This is a genomic window from Rhizobium sp. BR 317 (genome assembly GCF_047445835.1).
GTDB lineage: Bacteria > Pseudomonadota > Alphaproteobacteria > Rhizobiales > Rhizobiaceae > Rhizobium > Rhizobium paranaense.
Genome location: NZ_JARWLB010000010.1, coordinates 145,067 through 163,208, shown reverse-complemented (window position 1 = coordinate 163,208; position 18,142 = coordinate 145,067). Strand labels below are relative to the sequence as shown.

The 18,142-nt window shown below is 59.7% G+C and carries 18 protein-coding genes; 14 read left to right on the top strand and 4 right to left on the bottom strand.

Annotated elements, in window-relative coordinates:
- Positions 1-297: 297 nt before the first annotated feature.
- The 5 genes from QD357_RS17720 (at position 298) to QD357_RS17700 (ending at position 4,767) form a co-directional block, all read left to right on the top strand.
- Positions 298-1,065 (top strand): SDR family oxidoreductase, encoded by a 768-nt coding sequence (locus tag QD357_RS17720; protein WP_107107646.1) that lies wholly within the window; start codon positions 298-300, stop codon positions 1,063-1,065.
- Positions 1,062-3,104: an excinuclease ABC subunit UvrC gene (gene uvrC, locus QD357_RS17715; protein WP_107107645.1), complete on the top strand. Its 2,043-nt coding sequence runs from the start codon at positions 1,062-1,064 to the stop codon at positions 3,102-3,104. The genes QD357_RS17720 and uvrC overlap by 4 nt, the downstream gene beginning before the upstream one ends.
- A gap of 210 nt (positions 3,105-3,314) precedes the next feature.
- Entirely contained in the window at positions 3,315-3,902 is a 588-nt protein-coding gene (gene pgsA / locus QD357_RS17710) for a CDP-diacylglycerol--glycerol-3-phosphate 3-phosphatidyltransferase (protein WP_107107644.1), read from the top strand.
- Positions 3,902-4,156, top strand: coding sequence for a molybdopterin converting factor subunit 1 (gene moaD, locus QD357_RS17705; protein ID WP_107108107.1), 255 nt, complete (start codon positions 3,902-3,904; stop codon positions 4,154-4,156). Before pgsA ends, moaD begins: the two co-directional genes overlap by 1 nt.
- 143 nt (positions 4,157-4,299) lie before the next feature.
- Positions 4,300-4,767 (top strand): molybdenum cofactor biosynthesis protein MoaE, encoded by a 468-nt coding sequence (locus tag QD357_RS17700; RefSeq protein ID WP_107107643.1) that lies wholly within the window; start codon positions 4,300-4,302, stop codon positions 4,765-4,767.
- A 3-nt stretch (positions 4,768-4,770) separates the two neighbouring features.
- Here QD357_RS17700 and QD357_RS17695 read toward each other — a convergent pair whose 3' ends face one another.
- Positions 4,771-5,667 (bottom strand): branched-chain amino acid ABC transporter permease, encoded by an 897-nt coding sequence (locus QD357_RS17695; RefSeq protein ID WP_107107642.1) that lies wholly within the window; start codon positions 5,665-5,667, stop codon positions 4,771-4,773.
- A 64-nt stretch (positions 5,668-5,731) separates the two neighbouring features.
- On the opposite strand from QD357_RS17695, the gene QD357_RS17690 reads away from it, so the two are divergent.
- Both QD357_RS17690 and QD357_RS17685 read left to right on the top strand, forming a co-directional pair.
- Positions 5,732-6,283 (top strand): CGNR zinc finger domain-containing protein, encoded by a 552-nt coding sequence (locus tag QD357_RS17690; protein ID WP_414124643.1) that lies wholly within the window; start codon positions 5,732-5,734, stop codon positions 6,281-6,283.
- Positions 6,280-6,789, top strand: a complete 510-nt coding sequence (locus tag QD357_RS17685) for a hypothetical protein (protein ID WP_107107640.1) — start codon at positions 6,280-6,282, stop codon at positions 6,787-6,789. The genes QD357_RS17690 and QD357_RS17685 overlap by 4 nt, the downstream gene beginning before the upstream one ends.
- A 74-nt stretch (positions 6,790-6,863) precedes the next feature.
- Here the strand turns inward: QD357_RS17685 and ndk are convergent, their stop codons facing one another.
- Positions 6,864-7,286 carry a nucleoside-diphosphate kinase gene (gene ndk, locus QD357_RS17680; RefSeq protein WP_107107639.1) on the bottom strand — a complete coding sequence of 141 codons (423 nt, stop codon included), beginning with the start codon at positions 7,284-7,286 and terminating at the stop codon, positions 6,864-6,866.
- Positions 7,287-7,515: 229 nt separating this feature from the next.
- On the opposite strand from ndk, the gene QD357_RS17675 reads away from it, so the two are divergent.
- From QD357_RS17675 to QD357_RS17650, 6 genes are all read left to right on the top strand, one after another.
- Positions 7,516-8,028: a DinB family protein gene (locus QD357_RS17675; protein ID WP_107107638.1), complete on the top strand. Its 513-nt coding sequence runs from the start codon at positions 7,516-7,518 to the stop codon at positions 8,026-8,028.
- A 163-nt stretch (positions 8,029-8,191) separates the two neighbouring features.
- Entirely contained in the window at positions 8,192-8,698 is a 507-nt protein-coding gene (locus tag QD357_RS17670) for a hypothetical protein (RefSeq protein WP_107107637.1), read from the top strand.
- Positions 8,699-8,745: 47 nt separating this feature from the next.
- Positions 8,746-10,635: an ABC-F family ATP-binding cassette domain-containing protein gene (locus QD357_RS17665; RefSeq protein ID WP_414124642.1), complete on the top strand. Its 1,890-nt coding sequence runs from the start codon at positions 8,746-8,748 to the stop codon at positions 10,633-10,635.
- Between the two features lie 209 nt (positions 10,636-10,844).
- The gene (locus QD357_RS17660; protein WP_107107635.1) at positions 10,845-11,735 is read left to right on the top strand and encodes a polysaccharide deacetylase family protein; all 891 of its coding nucleotides are present in this window, start codon (positions 10,845-10,847) and stop codon (positions 11,733-11,735) included.
- Positions 11,736-11,857: 122 nt separating this feature from the next.
- Complete coding sequence (locus tag QD357_RS17655) at positions 11,858-13,918, top strand: prolyl oligopeptidase family serine peptidase (RefSeq protein WP_107107634.1); 2,061 nt, start codon at positions 11,858-11,860, stop codon at positions 13,916-13,918.
- A 114-nt stretch (positions 13,919-14,032) separates the two neighbouring features.
- Positions 14,033-14,956: a Gfo/Idh/MocA family protein gene (locus QD357_RS17650; protein WP_107107633.1), complete on the top strand. Its 924-nt coding sequence runs from the start codon at positions 14,033-14,035 to the stop codon at positions 14,954-14,956.
- 166 nt (positions 14,957-15,122) lie between these two features.
- Here QD357_RS17650 and QD357_RS17645 read toward each other — a convergent pair whose 3' ends face one another.
- Both QD357_RS17645 and QD357_RS17640 read right to left on the bottom strand, forming a co-directional pair.
- Positions 15,123-15,572: a DNA polymerase III subunit chi gene (locus QD357_RS17645; RefSeq protein WP_107107632.1), complete on the bottom strand. Its 450-nt coding sequence runs from the start codon at positions 15,570-15,572 to the stop codon at positions 15,123-15,125.
- Between the two features lie 32 nt (positions 15,573-15,604).
- Complete coding sequence (locus QD357_RS17640) at positions 15,605-17,095, bottom strand: leucyl aminopeptidase (protein WP_107107631.1); 1,491 nt, start codon at positions 17,093-17,095, stop codon at positions 15,605-15,607.
- Positions 17,096-17,304: 209 nt separating this feature from the next.
- Between QD357_RS17640 and QD357_RS17635 the strand changes: the two genes are divergently transcribed.
- Complete coding sequence (locus QD357_RS17635) at positions 17,305-18,087, top strand: phosphatase PAP2 family protein (protein WP_107107630.1); 783 nt, start codon at positions 17,305-17,307, stop codon at positions 18,085-18,087.
- The last annotated feature ends 55 nt before the right edge of the window (positions 18,088-18,142 follow it).

The following is an 18,142-nucleotide window of genomic DNA, read 5'->3' as shown; positions in this document are numbered from 1 at the left end:
CAAGATGTCCCTCCCGGATCGGGACTGAAATTGGAATGCAATTGAGGAATTCGAAGAGCTAAAATATGATATCATTGTGGCACAGAGGTGGCTGAATTTCGATGTTGCTTCAGCGCAACAGAGGAATTGTTAACCATAATGAGTGGTTAAAGCATGTATACTTATTTTTATCGAAATATAACTGAAGCTTTACATAAGTCATTGCTACCGACTGTCGTGCAGGACACACCTTTTCATATGGTGTATCGGCGCCCTATATGAGTGCGAGTTGGGTAATGGCGACGAAAAGGCAACATCTTGAGCCAGGAAAAACTACGCACCGCGCTGATAACGGGTGCATCAAAAAGAATAGGCCGGGCGATCGCTGAGGATTTGTCGGCTAACGGCTTTGCAGTCGCGCTGCATGCCAATCAATCGCTGGACGAGGCAGCCGAAGTCGTGGCGAAATTGCGGCAACGGGGCAGAAAGGCGATTGCGATCAAGGCCGACCTGCAAAATTCGGCGGAGACATCGACGCTGATCGAAAGGGCTGTTGCAGAGCTTGGACCGCTGGATCTTCTCGTCAACAACGCCTCGGTTTTCCGGGGTGATTCTGCCGATCGTTTCGACGCCGAGGCTTTCGACGCGCATTTTGCCGTGCATGTCCGTGCGCCCTCGATCCTTGCTGCGGATTTCGCACGGCAGCTTCCGAAGGGTATCCCGGGGCTGGTCGTCAATATTATCGACCAGCGCGTCTGGGCGCTGAACCCGCGCTTCTATTCCTATACGCTGTCGAAGGCCGCCCTGTGGACGGCGACCCAGACGATGGCGCAGAGCTTTGCGCCTGATATCCGCGTCAATGCCATCGGCCCGGGTCCGACGGTGCGCAGCGTCCGCCAGACGGAAGAGGACTTCCAGGCGCAGATCGATGGTCTCATATTGAAGGCAGCGCCCGGGCTCGACGAATTCGGTCGCACCGTCCGCTTTCTTTTTGACACGCCTTCGATCACGGGCCAAATGATAGCGCTCGATGGCGGCCAGCATCTTGCCTGGGAAACGCCTGACGTGTCGGAGAGCATGGAATGAACGGACGAAAGCTGCCCGACGGCGGCATTCTCTATGACGAATCAGAGGACATTGAAGACGACGTCGAGGTGGAAGGCGATGCTGGCCCCTCCCCCGCTGTGCCGGTCGACTGGAACGAAGGCGGCAAGAACGAGACCGGCCTTCGGGGCGCGGAGCTGATTGCCGAATTCGTCAAGCGGCTGCCGAACAATCCCGGCGTCTATCGCATGTTCAATGAAAATGGCGACGTGCTCTATGTCGGCAAGGCGCGTAGCCTGAAGAAGCGTGTCGCCAATTATGCGATGGGCCGGGTGCATTCCAATCGCATCGCCCGCATGGTGCGCGAAACCGCCAATATGGAGTTCGTCACCACCCGCACCGAGACCGAAGCGCTGCTGCTGGAAGCGAATCTGATCAAGCGCTTACGGCCACGTTTCAATGTATTGCTGCGGGACGACAAGTCCTTTCCTTATATTCTCATCACCGGCGATCATCGGGCACCGGCGATCTTCAAGCATCGCGGCGCGCGTGCCCGCAAGGGAGAATATTTCGGCCCCTTCGCCTCGGCGGGCGCCGTTGGCCGCACTATCAATTCGCTGCAACGCGCCTTCCTGATCCGCACCTGCACCGATAGCGTTTTCGAGACACGCACGAGGCCCTGCCTGCTCTATCAGATCAAGCGCTGTTCTGGCCCCTGCACCTACGAGATCAGCGATCAAGGCTATGCGGAGCTGGTTCAGGAGGCGAAGGACTTCCTCTCCGGCAAGAGTCAGAACGTCAAGGCGCACATGGCGGAAGCGATGAATGCTGCTGCCGAAGACCTCGATTTCGAACGTGCCGCCGTCTATCGCGACCGGCTGGCGGCGCTGTCGCATGTGCAGAGCCATCAGGGTATCAATCCCGCCGGCGTCGAGGAGGCCGATGTCTTCGCCATCCATCACGAAGGCGGCATCTCCTGCATCCAGGTCTTCTTCTTCCGTACCGGCCAGAACTGGGGTAACCGCGCCTATTTCCCGAAAGCCGACCCATCGCTTTCCGGTGCCGAGGTGCTGAATGCGTTTCTGGCGCAATTCTACGACGACAAGCCCGTGCCGAGGCAGATCCTGTTGTCGGAGACGGTCGAGGAGATCGAGCTGCTGGCGGCCGCGCTTGGCGAAAAAGCAGGTCACAAGGTGACGATCCTTGTTCCGCAGCGTGGCGAGAAGCGCGATCTGGTCGATCATGTCGTCGCCAATGCCCGCGAGGCGCATGGCCGCAAGCTTGCCGAGACCGCCTCGCAATCGCGGCTGCTCGAAGGCTTCAGGGAAACATTCCAGCTTTCCTACGTGCCGCAACGCATCGAGATCTATGATAACTCGCACATCATGGGCACGAATGCAGTCGGCGGCATGGTCGTGGCCGGGCCGGAAGGGTTCGTTAAAGGCCAGTACCGGAAGTTCAACATCAAATCGACCGATATCACGCCTGGCGATGACTTCGGCATGATGCGCGAAGTCATGACCCGGCGTTTCTCTCGCCTACTGAAGGAAGAGGGCAAACCCGATCGCAGCCCCACTGCGGAAACCACGGCCGTCGATGCTGCGGATCAGCCCTTTCCCGCCTGGCCGGATGTGATCCTTATCGATGGCGGTCAGGGGCAAATGACGGCGGTGCGCGCCATTCTCGAAGAGCTCGGAATTACCGACAGCGTCATCGCCATCGGTGTCGCCAAGGGTGTCGACCGCGACGCCGGGCGCGAGCGCTTCTTTCCGCCCGCCCGCGAGAGCTTCACCCTGCCGCCGCGCGATCCCGTGCTCTACTTTATTCAGCGCATGCGCGACGAGGCGCATCGTTTCGCCATCGGCTCGCACCGGGCACGACGCAAGAAGGAGATGGTGAAAAACCCGCTGGACGAAATCGGCGGCATCGGCCCTTCGCGCAAGCGGGCGCTGCTACAGCATTTCGGCACCGCCAAGGCCGTGTCGCGCGCGGCGCTGTCCGACCTGATGGCCGTCGAAGGCATTTCCGAAGCCGTGGCGCGGCAGGTCTATAACCATTTTCACGAGGACGCCGCGAAATAGGAAAAGCTGGTCGCAAATTCCACGTAATGGCGGTGAAAAAACAGAAACAATATTGACGGCAAGCTCCTCAAACCGCCATCTAAGGCATGATCCCAAGAGGTGCGGGACGGTTTTTGGATAAGATCATGCTAAATCAAATAGCTGGAACGAGATGACGCCTTGGGGAAGGCCATTTTGGTCCAGCGAAACAACTGAAACGAAACGATTTCCATGGCTTCGCGCGCATATAGCATTCCCAATCTGCTCACCTATGGCCGCATTCTCTGCGTGCCATTGATCGTCCTGTGCTTCTTCATCGAAGGCAAACTGGAAGGGTCCGATTTCGCGCGCTGGGTCGCGCTCTGGATCTTCATCATCGCCTCGATCACCGACTTTCTGGATGGCTATCTCGCGCGCATCTGGAATCAGACCTCGAATATCGGCCGCATGCTGGACCCGATCGCCGACAAGCTGCTGGTCTCCGCGATCCTGCTGCTGGTCGCCGCCGACGGCACGATCGCCGGCTGGTCGCTCTGGGCGGCCATCATCATCCTTTGCCGCGAAATCCTCGTCTCGGGCCTGCGTGAGTATCTGGCGGCACTGAAGGTCAGCGTGCCGGTAACGCGCATCGCCAAATGGAAGACGACCGCGCAGCTCGTCGCCATCGCCTTCCTGCTGGCTGGGCCGGCAGGCGACAAGGTGTTACCCTATACAACGGAGATCGGCATCGTCCTGCTCTGGGTCGCAGCGCTGCTGACCATCTACACCGGCTACGACTATTTCCGCGCCGGTTTGAAGCATGTCGTGGATGAGGAATGATGACGAAGCTCGTTTATTTCGCCTGGGTACGCGAACGGATCGGCAAGGGTGAGGAAGAGATTTCGCTCCCCGCCGAAGTGATCACCGTCGGCGATCTCCTGAATCATTTGAAGAGCTTGGGCGAGGAATACGAGACGGCACTTCAGTTTCCGGAGACGATCCGCGTCGCCATCAATATGGAGCATGCCGACCATGACGAGCCGATCGCTGGAGCCCGCGAGATCGGGCTCTTTCCGCCGATGACGGGTGGGTGAGGAGCGGTCGGGCAAAGCCCGAGCAATCGATCCATCCAGTGAATCGATTGCAGCGACGAACGCTCCTTCGGCAGGCTCAGGACGCCCTAGCGAAGGGCTGGGAGTCTCGGCAAACTCTTTCAGAGGGCGATAGGAAATTGCCAATGATTGCACCATTCGTCAAAGTCCAGCGGGAGGATTTCGACCTTCAGGCCGAAATCGACCGCCTGACAGGAGGGCGTCATGATATCGGCGCGGTCGTCACCTTTTCCGGCCTCTGCCGCGACGAGGGCGGAGCGCTCGGTGCACTGGAACTCGAACATTATCCCGGCATGGCGGAAGCGGAGATCACCCGCATCGCGACGGTCGCCATCGAACGCTTCGAGCTTCGCGGCCTGACCGCCATTCATCGCTACGGCAAAATTGCGCCTGGAGAGAACATCGTTCTCGTCATCGCCGCCGCCTCGCATCGGCAAGCCGCCTTCGACGGCGCCAATTTCCTCATGGATTTCCTGAAGACTTCGGCGCCGTTCTGGAAGAAGGAACATGCGAAAGACGGCAAGGAAGGCGATTGGGTTTCGGCCAAGGATGCGGACGATGCCGCGTGGGCCAAATGGACCGACGAAAACTGATCCTTACGGAACCACGCGCTCTCGCCGGCTCAACACCAGCAGCAGGACGAGCAGCGAGAAGATCACGAAATCGCGCCACAGGAATGGCCCGTAGGCGCCCCACATGGTTTCGAACAGGCCGAGCAACGCCGCTCCGCCGGCTGATTTCAGCGGATCGGAATAGCCGCCGACAGCGGCAATCATCAGCACTTTCAGGCCGAACATCAGACCGGCACCGAAATCCATCGTGCCGTAATAGCAGGTCGCCAGCAGGCCGCAGGCCGTTGCKACCAATGCCGAGGCGACATAGGCCAGGAGGAAGACCCGATTGGCGCTTGTGCCGCAGAGCTCGGCAGCCAGTGCATCATCCGTCACCGCCCGCCAGATGCGGCCCCATCCGGTATATCTCAGCACATAGGTTCCTCCGAGGATGACCAGAACCATCAGCGCCGTATTGAGGAGTTGGATCTCGGTCAACGTGACGCGGAAATCGCCGCTATCCCAGAAGACGATCATGTCATTCAGGAAAGGCGGCAGCCAGATGCCGCGCGTATTGGAGGCCAGCCGCGCCGTCTCCATCAATATGATCATCATGCCAAGCGCTGCGACGATGATCGTATTGGGCGATTTGCGCGACAGCGGCAGCATGACCGAGCGGCCGATGAGAAGGCTCGTCCCCAACGTATAGACAAGCGCGACGGCACCACCGAAGGCGAGTGCGGCCGGCAGAATGAGAAACATCCTCGTGTAGCCGACGTCCGTGAACAGGACCAGCATCTGACCGGAGAAGGCGAAAAGCGCGCCATAGGTGATATCCGCCCGCTTCATCACACCGAAGGCAACGGCATAGCCGAAAGCCAGCGCCGCATAGAGTGCTGCGAGCGGAACGGCATTCGCCAATTGCTGCAGGAGATAGGCCATAGAACCTCCGGATGTCGATGAATAGTAACTAGTAAAATCCATTTTACCAGTTATAATTTTGAGCATGAGTTTTTCCTGGACCCCACATCGGTTTTCCGGCGGCGCACTGGCGCTGGACGTCGCCAACAGCGTTATAATGCGCCACGACGACGAGCGGCGCATCGATCGTTTCGAGGCGCTGGGGCAGATGGAAAGTTTTCCGAAAGCGGCGGTCAACTTCTGCGCCGAACGTACTTTGTTCGGCGATATCTTGCCGGTGCAGCAAGAGAATAAGTCCGGCTTCATCGATCTGCGTGAGGCGATCGACGGCTATTTTCGCGCCCGCGTTCTCGACCGTGATGCTGACGCGCTGCTCGCCGATCTATTGGAGGCGCAGTCGAAGGTGCTGCGGCGGGCCGCCTCGCCCGATGGGCTCGATGCCGCAACGGTGCATTCGACGCTGCGGCTCCTTGCCATGCCCGATCCGGACCGCATGAAAATCTGCCGCAACTGCGGCTGGCTGTTTATCGACCGCAGCAAGAACAAAAGCCGGGCCTKGTGCGACATGGCGGTCTGCGGCAACCGCGCCAAGGCAAACCGGCACTATCGCCGCAAGAAGGAGGAGAGTGCACCATGAGAACCCAGGCGATCGTTTTGATGGCCGCACTTGCGGGCCTTGCACTTGCCGGCTGCCAGCGGCAGGCGGAAAACGGTCCGACCGAACTCAGCGGCCGGCTCTTCGTCTTCAACTATCGCGTCGCGACTGCGAGCTACATGATCACGCTGAAGAAGATCGCGCCGATCCCGGAAGGCACGACGGCAGTCGCGGAGTTCGAAAATCCGATGGGTGGCGATCCCCTGGTGGTGCGGGAGAAGATCTACACGTTCTGGGACAAGATCACGCTCGAAAGCCCGGATCTGCACTGCGTGCGCAAGGACCGCCCCTATTCCGTCTCGATCAAGCTGGTCGATGCCAGCGACAAGACCATCCAGAGCATCAAGACCGAGGTGAAATCCGATCTCGACCAGACCGTGCTGCCGACGAGGCCGCTTGTGGTCGGCCCGAGTTACACGAAGAACCCGGATGTCTTCAAAGCCGACGGCAGCATCGACTATGGGCACGACGAAGCCTGTCCGGCATGAAAAAAGCCGAGGCACAAGACCCCGGCTTTCTTCTATCAATTCAATCTCTTCAGCGCGAAGGCTGGGTGATTGATTCAGCCGACGATTTCGGTTTCGGAGAACCAGTAGGCGATTTCAATCGCAGCGGTTTCCGGAGCGTCCGAGCCGTGAACGGAGTTTTCGCCGATCGACAGAGCGTGGATCTTGCGGATCGTGCCTTCGGCAGCGTTGGCCGGGTTGGTCGCCCCCATGATTTCGCGGTTCTTCAGGATGGCGCCTTCGCCTTCCAGAACCTGAACGACGGTCGGGCCGGAGATCATGCCTTCGACGAGTTCGCCGAAGAAGGGACGGTCCTTGTGAACAGCGTAGAAGCCTTCGGCTTCGCGCTTGCTCATCCAAACGCGCTTGGAAGCGATGACGCGCAGGCCATTGTCCTCAAAAATCTTGGTGATGGCGCCGGTCAGGTTACGCTTGGTTGCGTCCGGCTTGATCATCGAAAAAGTGCGTTCAATCGCCATGGGTCAATTCCTTGTCGTCAGAGAAAAGTGGGCGGTCTTTACCCGCCCCACAGCCTGAAAACAAGGGGGACGCGCCAATTTCACGCGGCTGTCACAGTCCGGATGCCCGATTCGGAGCGAGGCCGAAGGCCAGTTGGGCAATCCCATCAGCAAATTTTGTGGGCGCCATCAGCCCCATTTACGCCTTTCTATTCTAGGCTTGCTTCATTGTTCCTGGAGGAAGATGAGGATGCAGAGGCATTACAGAATGCTCGCCGACTACAACCGCTGGGCCAACGCCCTGCTTTACGATGCCGCCGCCCAACTCAGCGACGCCGAATATCGCGAGAACCGCGGCGCATTTTTCGGCTCGCTGCATGGCACGCTCAATCATATCCTGGTCGGCGATCGCGCTTGGATGCATCGTTTCACCGGCACAGGAGACATGCCGACGGCCTTGGACATCATATTGCACGACACTCTCGAGGATCTTCGTGCCGCTCGGGTGGTTGAAGACCAGCGCATCATCGATTGGGGAGATACGCTCGATAGTGACGTACTTGCTGCAGACATCATCTACACCCCTATCATCCAGCCGGGGACCACCATTACCCATCCGTTGGGGCCAGCCGTCGCGCACTTCTTCAACCACCAGACCCACCATCGTGGCCAATGCCATATGATACTGACAGTGATGGGCAAACCATCGCTGGGTCTCGATCTGATTTATTTCCTGCGCACGGATGGGACGCGTTGGATGTGAAGCGTGGCGCGAGCCGACCTTTCCCCAATACAGTTTGGCGTTGTTCGACTGTCTAATTTTGTTGCAAGATAACGTCGGTATGAACGGTCCGTTCATGTTGCCTTAACCTGCGCCCCTGCAAATTCAGCAAATATATCAGTTCGCGGGTGAGCAGAGAGTAGGCATGAAGAGTTCGCAGGCACGTGTTTCGGCATATCCCATCGGCAATGACGACAGCGAGGCGGCCACCGACCTCGAGATGATCGGTCGCCATATGGCCAAGCTGAAGGTGAAGGCGCTGCCGCGCAACTACCAGCTCTTCCATGAAGCGCTCCACGGCTCGGATCGCCGGATCGCCAACGAGATCGCAGCGCTCGGCCCCTCCCCTTCGCAAGCCAGTCTCGACGATATCGGCTTGAAACATCGCCTCGTCAGCCATTGCAGCCTGGTCGCCCGGAAATCCGAGGCCGATGCGGCCGAGATGCTGCGCGAAGTGGCCGAGCAACTGGCCGAGGGGCTGATGAGGAAACAGAGCTTTGCCCGCGAGATCGAAACGACGCCGCATGTCGCCGCCGCCATGGACAGCCTCAATGCGTCGCTGAGCAATCTGCTGCTCTACGAAACAGAACTGACGGAGAGGCTGAGGGACTGCGCGGGCCTGCCGCCGCAAGCGCGCGGCACCCGCGTCTAAGCTCTCCGGCTCTTGCCTTCGGCGCGGAGTTCGGCCAAAACCGCGCCATGATTTCGATTTCCGAACTTTCCGCCCGCATTGCCGGCCGCCTCCTCATCGACCATGCCAGCGTGACGCTTCCGGCGGGCACCAAAGCGGGGCTTGTTGGCAAGAACGGCGCCGGCAAGTCGACGCTATTCCGCGTGATCACCGGCGATCTCGCCGCCGAAAGCGGCTCGGTCTCCATTCCGCGCAATGCTCGCATCGGCCAGGTGGCGCAGGAAGCGCCAGGGACCGAGGAGCCGCTGATCGAGATCGTTCTGAAGGCCGATAAGGAACGCTCCGCTCTGCTTGCGGAAGCCGAAACGGCGACCGATCCACATCGCATCGCCGACATCCAGACGCGCCTTGCCGATATCGGCGCCCATTCGGCCGAAGCGCGCGCCGCCAGTATTCTCGCCGGCCTCGGTTTCGACCATGAAGCCCAGCATCGCCCCGCCTCCTCCTTTTCCGGCGGCTGGCGTATGCGCGTGGCGCTCGCGGCAGTGCTGTTCTCCGAGCCGKACCTGCTGCTGCTCGACGAGCCGACCAACTATCTCGACCTCGAAGGCACGCTCTGGCTGGAAGATTATATCCGCCGCTATCCGCACACGGTCATCATCATCTCGCATGACCGCGACCTGTTGAACACGGCTGTCAATTCGATCGTCCATCTCGACCAGAAGAAGCTCACCTTCTATCGCGGCTCCTACGACCAGTTCGAGCGGCAGAAGGCGGAGGCCAACGAGTTGCAGATGAAGGCGAAGGCGAAGAACGAGGCGGCGCGCAAGCACCTGCAGAGTTTCATCGACCGCTTCAAGGCCAAGGCGACGAAGGCCCGTCAGGCACAATCGCGCGTCAAGGCGCTGGAGCGCATGGGCACGGTTGCCGCCGTCATCGAAGATCATGTGATGGGCTTCAGCTTTCCCGAGCCGGAAAAGCAGGCGGCATCGCCGATCATCGCCGTCACCGGCGGCGCGGTCGGCTACGAGCCCAGCAAGCCGATCCTGAAGCGCCTCAATCTGCGCATCGACGCCGATGACCGCATCGCCCTGCTCGGCTCCAACGGCAACGGCAAATCCACCTTCGCGAAATTCGTCTCCGGCCGCCTCGATGCCGAAAGCGGCGATGTGAAGCTGGCGCCGAACCTGAAGATCGGCTTCTTTGCCCAGCATCAGCTCGACGACCTCGTGCCCAACCAGACCGCCGTCGAGCATGTGCGCCGCCGCATGCCCGACGCGCCGGAGGCAAAGGTACGCGCCCGTGTCGCCCAGATGGGCCTTGCGACCGAGAAGATGGACACGCAGGTGAAGGACCTCTCCGGTGGCGAAAAGGCGCGGCTGCTGATGGGGCTTGCCGCTTTCGATGCACCGAACCTTCTGATCCTCGACGAACCGACCAACCATCTCGACATCGACAGTCGCAATGCGCTGATCCAGGCGCTGAATGACTATTCCGGCGCGGTCATCCTGATCTCGCACGACCGCCATCTCATCGAGGCGACGGTCGACCGGCTGTGGCTGGTGCGCGACGGCACGGTTTCCACCTTCGACGGCGACCTGGAAGATTATCGCAGCCTCGTCGTCGCCAGCCCGAAGCCGAGGGACGACAAGGGCAAGATCAACGGCGCCGACGATTCCGTCTCCAAGGCGGATCAACGAAAACTCAATGCCGACCGCCGCGCCTCGCTCGCGCCGCTCAAGAAAAAGATCAACGAAATCGAATCCTTGACCGGCAAGCTGGAGAAACTGATTCAGGCGCTTGATGCGGAACTTGCAGATCCTGCCCTCTATGAGAAGGCACCCGCCAAGGCCGCCGAGAAAGCCAAACAGCGCTCCGACGCGGCGGAAAAGCTAGCCGTCGCCGAAGAGCAATGGCTGGAGCTTTCGTCTGAATATGAAACCGGGATGGCTGGTTAAAACATCCCGTTTTCGAGTGAAAGCACCCGAAAACGGATAATATGCCTATATTTCAAAGCGTTATAGAAATCCTTGCTCGTTCGAATGAACGCGTGGCGCTCTAAAAACGGTTAATTCCTGTGGCATCCGTGCGTCAAAACTAACCGATCATTAACCATAATCGGAAAAAATGCGCCCAACATTCATTAATGTATTGTTGAGCGATTCCGATGACCTTCCGTCTTCTCCTGGCCGGCTTTGCCGTGTCCTTATCTCTTGCCGGCTGCGCAACCAAACCGGGCGGCGACGCGTCGCTGAAGACGAGTTTTGCTGCGGAAGAGCCGCACCGTAAGCCGTTGAAGGCAAGCGACCCCGTCGACATGGAGCCAACGAAATGGGCTGGCGCCGAGCTTGAAACTCGAGAAACGGGCGATACCGGCGGCCCGCATCACCTGGTCGGGCGGACCTTGGAAGTGTCCTCGCTGCACGATCTCAAGCTGGATGACAGGGAAGTCATTCTTAGCTTCGACGACGGTCCGGCGCCGGGCAAGACGGAGCGCATCCTCTCCACGCTCGACAAATTCGGCGTCAAGGCGACGTTCATGATGGTTGGCGAGATGGCGGAAGCGCACCCGGCCACCGCCCGCAAGGTCTTAGCCGACGGAGACACGATCGGCAGCCATACCTTCCGCCATCCCGATCTCGACAAGATGAGCTTCGACATGGCGATGGCCGAGATCACCCGCGGCGAACATGCTGTCGCCAAGGTCATCGGTACGGATGTTTCCTTCTTCCGCTTCCCCTACCTCGCCGATTCCAAGCGCCTGCGTACCGCCGTCGCCATGCGTGATCTCGTCATCATGGATGTGGATATCGACAGCAAGGACTATTTCAACTCGTCGCCGTCAGCCGTTGTAACCCGCACCATGAACCAGTTGCACCAGCGCGGCCGCGGCATCATCCTGATGCACGACATCCATCAGCGCACGGCCACCATGCTGCCGACCCTTCTGACGCGCCTCGAAAGAGAGGGCTACAAGGTCGTGACGCTGAAGTACAAGGGCACCTCCGCGCCTGCAACTAACCTGATCGCCCAGGCCAGCGCCAGGGTTGTGCGCTGAGGCGGGATAAACGCCAGAAAACTGCATAATGGAACACATTCGGGGAAGCACTGTTGCTTCCCCGAATGTATTTTGATTTGATTATATTTGAGTCACATCATCAATCGCATATCAGGCCCCTTATGAACCTCCATCTCGAGCATGACGACGATCCACTGACACTGCAATTCGTCGCTGAAAGGGATGCACAGTCTGAACAGACTCTGATGACGCCTGAGTTCGAGGTGGATAGCGCGGCAATCAAGGCTCTGATCGAGCGGAAAGACCGGCTGATCCAGGTGGTGCGCCGCGGCAAGTGGCTGTTCGACTTCCACCGCAGCGCGGATCATCCCCTCGGCATGTGGTTCCGATTGCCCGCCAATGTCGCCCCTTCGCCCGACGCGCCCTGGGAGCCGATCTTCGATCTCGACGCTTTCTGCGCATCAGAAAACAAGCTTTGGCTTTGGCGCGGCGCAATCACCTGTCCTTGGGAACCGACGCGGGTCTTGCTTTGCCTCTCCGACGGCGGCTCCGATCTTGGACGCCTGCTAGAGTTCGATTGCGAAACCAAGAGCATCGTCGAAGGCGGCTTCGACACGCCGCCGACGCGTTGCCACGCCACCTGGCTCAGCCGCGACGAAATCGCCTATTTCGGCTCGATCGACCGCCTCTCCTCGACGCGCTCCGGCTGGCCTCGCGTCGGCCGTCGTCTGAAACGCGGCCAGCCACCAGCAAAGGCCCCCCTGCTCTACGCCACCGCTGACACCGACGTCTACGGCTCCTGCCTGGTCTTCGATCCCGTGCTCGCCGGCACAGCAAAGAAAGGTACGGCCAAGCCGATCCGCCTGTTCATCTCCGGCCACGAAATCGGCAACTCCAGCGTCTTCATCAAGGAGGAGGATTTTTCGCTGCGGCGGATCGATCTGCCGAGGGACATCGACGTCCAGCTCAGCTATTCCTATTGTCTCTGGCTCGCCAAGACCGACGAGCGCATACCCGCCGGCAGCCTTGCGCTGCAACCCTTGCCGCGGCAGGCCGGCGATCCCGGCGCCGAGGCGATGCGCATATTGTTTTCACCCGGCGAGCGGCAGTCGGTGTCGCAATTCCTGCTGATGCGCGAATGGTGCGTCTTCGTCGTCTCCGACAACTTGCAGCCCCGCCTTTTCGTCTTCGACTTGACCAGGGCGGATGCCGAGATCCAGGAAATCGCGCTGCCGGCAGATGTCCAGACGGTAACGGTCTGGCCGCTTTATTCCGATCTCCATCTCGGCGACGACACGCTGCAGGTCTATGGCGAAGGCTTCCTGCAGCCGCCCTCCTGCTACCGTCTGGAACTGGCTGACCGCAGAAAGCTGCTCGAACTTATTCACACGGCGAGCTCCCCGGCCTATTTCGATAGCGACGGCATGACCTCGGAATTGCTCGAGGCGACTTCCGAAGACGGCACGAAGGTGCCGTACCGTCTGGTATTGCCGAAGACATGGACCCAAGGCGAACTGCCGGTGCTGATGTACGGCTATGGCGGCTTCTATTTCTCGGTCCGTCCGCAATATTCCGGCGTCACCGGCCGCTGGCTGGAACAGGGCGGCGCCTATGTGCAAGCCTATATCCGCGGCGGCGGCGAACTCGGCCCCAACTGGCATCGTTCCGCCAAGGGCCATGGCCGCCACCGGGCTTTTGCCGATTTTGTTGCCGTCGCCCGCGATCTCGTCGCTCGCGGTTATACCAAGCCGTCGCGCATAGCTGCCAATGGCGGCAGCAATGGCGGGCTGCTGACCGGCGTGATGCTAACGCGCTATCCGCGAGACTTCGGCGCGATCTGGTGTCAGGTGCCGGTGCTCGACATGAGCCGCTTTCATGTCTTCCCGGCCGGCAAGGCCTGGATCGACGAATATGGCGATCCCGACGACCAGGCGGATCGGGACTATCTGCTTTCCTATTCGCCGCTGCACAATCTCAAGCCGGCTTCGGAGATCACCTATCCGCCCATCTATATCGAGAGCTCCAGCAATGACGACCGGGTTCATCCCTCGCATGCGCGGCGCTTTGCGGCACGCATGGAGGAACTCGGCCATCATCCGCTGTTCCACGAATTCCACTCGGGCGGCCATGGGGGCGACGGCGCGTCGACGCAGCTCGCGGCGCGCATCGCGCTGGGCTACAGTTTCCTTCGGGAGACGATCATGAAGCCGCGCGAGAATTGAGTTCAGCGCTTCAGGCATCCGGTGGATCGCTCGCATTTACGCTTGCCGGTCTTGCCCACCCGCTGCATTCTGATAAAAGATCACGCAATAATCATACTAATCGAGAGACACCCCATGTCCCCCATCAACCTCGCCATCGTCGGCGTCGGCAAAATTGTCCGCGATCAGCATCTTCCTTCCATCGCGAACAATTCAGATTTCAAACTGATCGCCACGGCGAGCCGTCACGGCACGGTGGACGGCATCCCGGCCTTCACCAGCATCGAGGCTATGCTGGATGCCGTTCCGGGGATCGATGCCGTCTCGCTCTGCATGCCGCCGCAATATCGCTACGAGGCAGCCTATAAGGCTCTCGAAGCCGGCAAGCATGTCTTCCTGGAAAAGCCGCCGGGCGCCACGCTGAGCGAAGTTGCCGATCTCGAAGCGCTCGCAAAGGCAAAGGGCGTTTCTCTCTTCGCAAGCTGGCATTCGCGTTATGCGCCGGCCGTCGAGGCTGCAAAGGCTTTCCTCGCCGGCACGACGATCAAGAGCGCCCATGTCATCTGGAAGGAAGACGTGCGCCATTGGCATCCGAATCAGGAATGGATCTGGCAGGCCGGCGGCCTCGGCGTCTTCGATCCCGGCATCAATGCGCTGTCGATCGTCACCCACATCCTGCCGCCGCTGTTCCTGACGGGCGCAGTGCTGGAATTCCCCGAAAACCGCGATTCACCAATTGCGGCCGACCTGCAGTTCAAGAGTGGCCAGGGACTTCCTGTCCATGCGGAATTCGACTGGCGCCAGACCGGTAAGCAGAGCTGGGATATCGTCGCAGAAACCGAAGCCGGCCAGATGGTGCTCTCCGAGGGCGGCTCGAAGCTTTCCGTGAACGGCGCTTTGACGTTCACCGCCCCCGAGGCTGAGTATCCTTCGCTCTATCGCCGCTTCGCCGAGATCGTCAAAGCCGGCACGTCGGATGTCGACCTGGCCCCGCTTCGCCACGTCGCCGACGCCTTCATGCTCGGCAAGCGCAAGTTCGTCGAGGCTTTCCACGATTGAGATAGGCAGGAGGCGCGCCTACCGTGAGCGCGCCTCTTCGCACAACTGGCTCCGTGGTCACCTCGCCCCGAGGTGCGGAGGTTGCAGGCGAGCCTCAAGGGGCAAGGGCGGATAGCGACAATCTCGCCCTAGACGATTCCGTCACTAGAGCCGTAATCAAACTCCATCACGCCTTCTTTTCCCAGCGTCCATCCTGCGTCTGCTGCCAATAGGTGAGGTTATGCCCCTCGCCCTTCAGCTTCTTCCACTGCGCGCGGGCACCTTCCAACTGCTCCTGGTCGTAGCCGTCGAACATGAAAACAACGCGCTGGTAATTCTCGATATCCGAGGCTTCGGCGCCATCGACGAAGAAGCGGACCGTGGCGTTGTTGGCGTTGTCAGGCGAGACAGTCAGCAGCACCGGCTGCTTATCCGGCATTTCTCCATCATCCGTGCCATGCGGCAGAAAACTGTCTTCGCGATAGGTCCAGAGATGTGCGTCGAGAGCATCCCGCCGCGCCGCTTCGCGCGCCTGGATGGCGACCTGCCACCCGCGCTCGACGCTTTTGTCGATCAGCGGCGGCAGGGCATCTTCCAGCTTCGATTCGGTCAGGTGATAGAAGAGAACGTCGGTCATGCCGTTCCTTCTATCTCAAACGCTTTCGAAGGTCACGATTCGTAGTTCTGGCGAACCAGCTCATCGAGCAGGCGTACGCCGAAACCCGAGCCCCAGGACTGATTGATCTCATCCTGGATCGAGCCCATGGCCGTGCCAGCAATGTCGAGATGTGCCCAGGGCGTTTCCTGAACGAAACGCTTGAGGAACTGCGCGGCAGTGATCGAGCCGGCATGGCGCCCGCCGGTGTTTTTCATGTCGGCGAACTTGCTGTCGATCATCTTGTCATAGTCCTTGCCAAGCGGCAGGCGCCACAGGCGCTCGTTGGTGGCAAGGCCGGCGGCGGTCAGTTCGTTTGCCAACTTTTCATCATTGCTGAACAGGCCTGCATGTAGATTGCCGAGCGCCACGAGAATGGCTCCGGTCAACGTCGCGAGGTTGATCATGAACTGCGGCTTGAAGCGGTCATTGGTGTACCAGAGCGCATCGCAGAGTACGAGCCGGCCTTCGGCATCCGTATTGATCACTTCGATCGTCTGACCGGACATGGAGGTGACGATATCGCCAGGACGCTGGGCATTGCCGTCGGGCATGTTTTCGACTAGGCCGATGACGCCGATGGCATTGACCTTGGCTTCGCGCGCGGCGAGCGCATGCATCAGGCCTGTCACGGCGGCAGCCCCGCCCATATCGCCCTTCATATCCTCCATGCCGGCAGCCGGCTTGATGGAAATGCCGCCAGTGTCGAACACCACGCCCTTGCCGATGAAGGCAACCGGCTTGTCCTTCGGTTTGCCGCCCTTCCACTGCATGATCACCAGGCGCGGCGGACGCACGGAACCCTGCGCTACGCCAAGCAGTGCACCCATGCCGAGCCGGCGCATTTCCCGCTCCGTCAGGATCTCCACTTCGACGCCGAGCTTTTCCAGCCCCTTGGCTTTGGCGGCAAACTCGACCGGGCCGAGAACATTCGGCGGCTCGTTGACGAGATCGCGAGCCAGAATCACGCCGTCGGCAATCGCTTCCGATGCGGCGAAGAGCTTCTTGGCGGCAACGGCATTCGAGGTGACGATGGTCACCTTGACGGACTTCGGCGTGCCGTTCTTGTCCTCGTCGTCGTTCTTCTTGGTCTTGTAGGTATCGAAGCTGTAGGCGCGCAATAGCATGCCGAGGGCGAAATCGGCGGCCGCCTTGGCCTCAGCGCCAGGCACATCGATGAAGATCGCAGCCTTGTCGACATTGCGAATTTTCGCAGCCGCGCCGCCGCCGAGCTTCAGCCAGTCATGCGCACTCAGTTCCTTCGCCTTACCGGTGCCGATAACGATGATCCGGTCGACCGGCGCGCCTTCGGGCGCGACGATATCGAGGCTGCTCAAGCCTTTGGCTGTGAACCGGGCGATCCGTGCGGCCTTGGCGAAAACATTCGCCGGATCGGCGCTTTCGGCCCCTGCCGGCAACTCGCTATCCGTGTCTTTCAGGAGAATGGCCAAACCGCCATTCAGCCGGACCGATTTAGCAAAGGAAATCTCGAATTTCACAGACATTTCTGCTCCGATAAACGCGTAGTGCAAAATAGAATTATACACTCCCGATCATTCAAGGTTTCCCTATCAAATACAAGCTTTTGGCGAAGCATTCCCCGAAGAAACACCTCTGAGGCCTTCAAATCCCTGTCATCGATCGCCGCTAGTTTGCCGACGCATGTATTGGGTATCGCCGCCTGCGCGGCGCGATCATCTATCGGAACATCGCCTTGATCATAGACTTCACCAGCTTCGATCGCCGGGATCGTTTCCCCGAAATCCTGCGACCGCGCACGGCAGGCGATGCTTTCGTCTTTCTCTTTTGCCTCTGGTGGATACTGCTTGGGCTGTTTTCAATTCTTCCGCAGATCGATCTTGCCGTCGCCAATGTGTTTTTCCTGCCGGAGCAATGCGTCCTTCCCATCAGGCCCGGCCAGGTCTGTGGTATTTTTCCTTATAATGACGATCCGCACATGCGCCTGCTCAGGGAGATTTTCTTTCAGGTTCCCTATGTCGTCGCGATTGCTCTCTGTTGGATGCTGGTCCTGTGCTGGCAGCAGCATGGCGCAACCTTCAAGACGCTGCGTGCCCGCAATCTGAAAATCGCGCTTGGCTCACTGCTTCTCGGCCCAGTGCTGATCGTCAATCTCTGGCTCAAGGCCTTTTCCGGCCGCCCTCGGCCACGACAGACCGACCTCTTCGGCGGCCTGCTCGATTTCGTTCACGCCGGTTCCTTTGCCGGAAAATGCGCCAGCAACTGCTCCTTCATTTCCGGCGAAGCGGCCGCTGCCGGCTGGCTGTTTTGCCTGATCTTCATCATACCGCAGCCTGCGCGGACGGCCCTTGCCCTGCCGATCGCAGCCATCTCGATTCTTATTCCGGCTTTAAGAGTGGCTTTCGGCGGTCACTACCTCTCGGATGCCGTTTTGGGCTGGCTTTCCTCGCTTGTCATATTCTCCGCTCTCATGGCGTTATCCCAAACGACACACAGCAGAAGAAATTCAGAAAATTAACGAATTTTTTGCGAGTGGGCTGTCGCCAAAAAAACGCAAACGGCGTAGAGGAGGA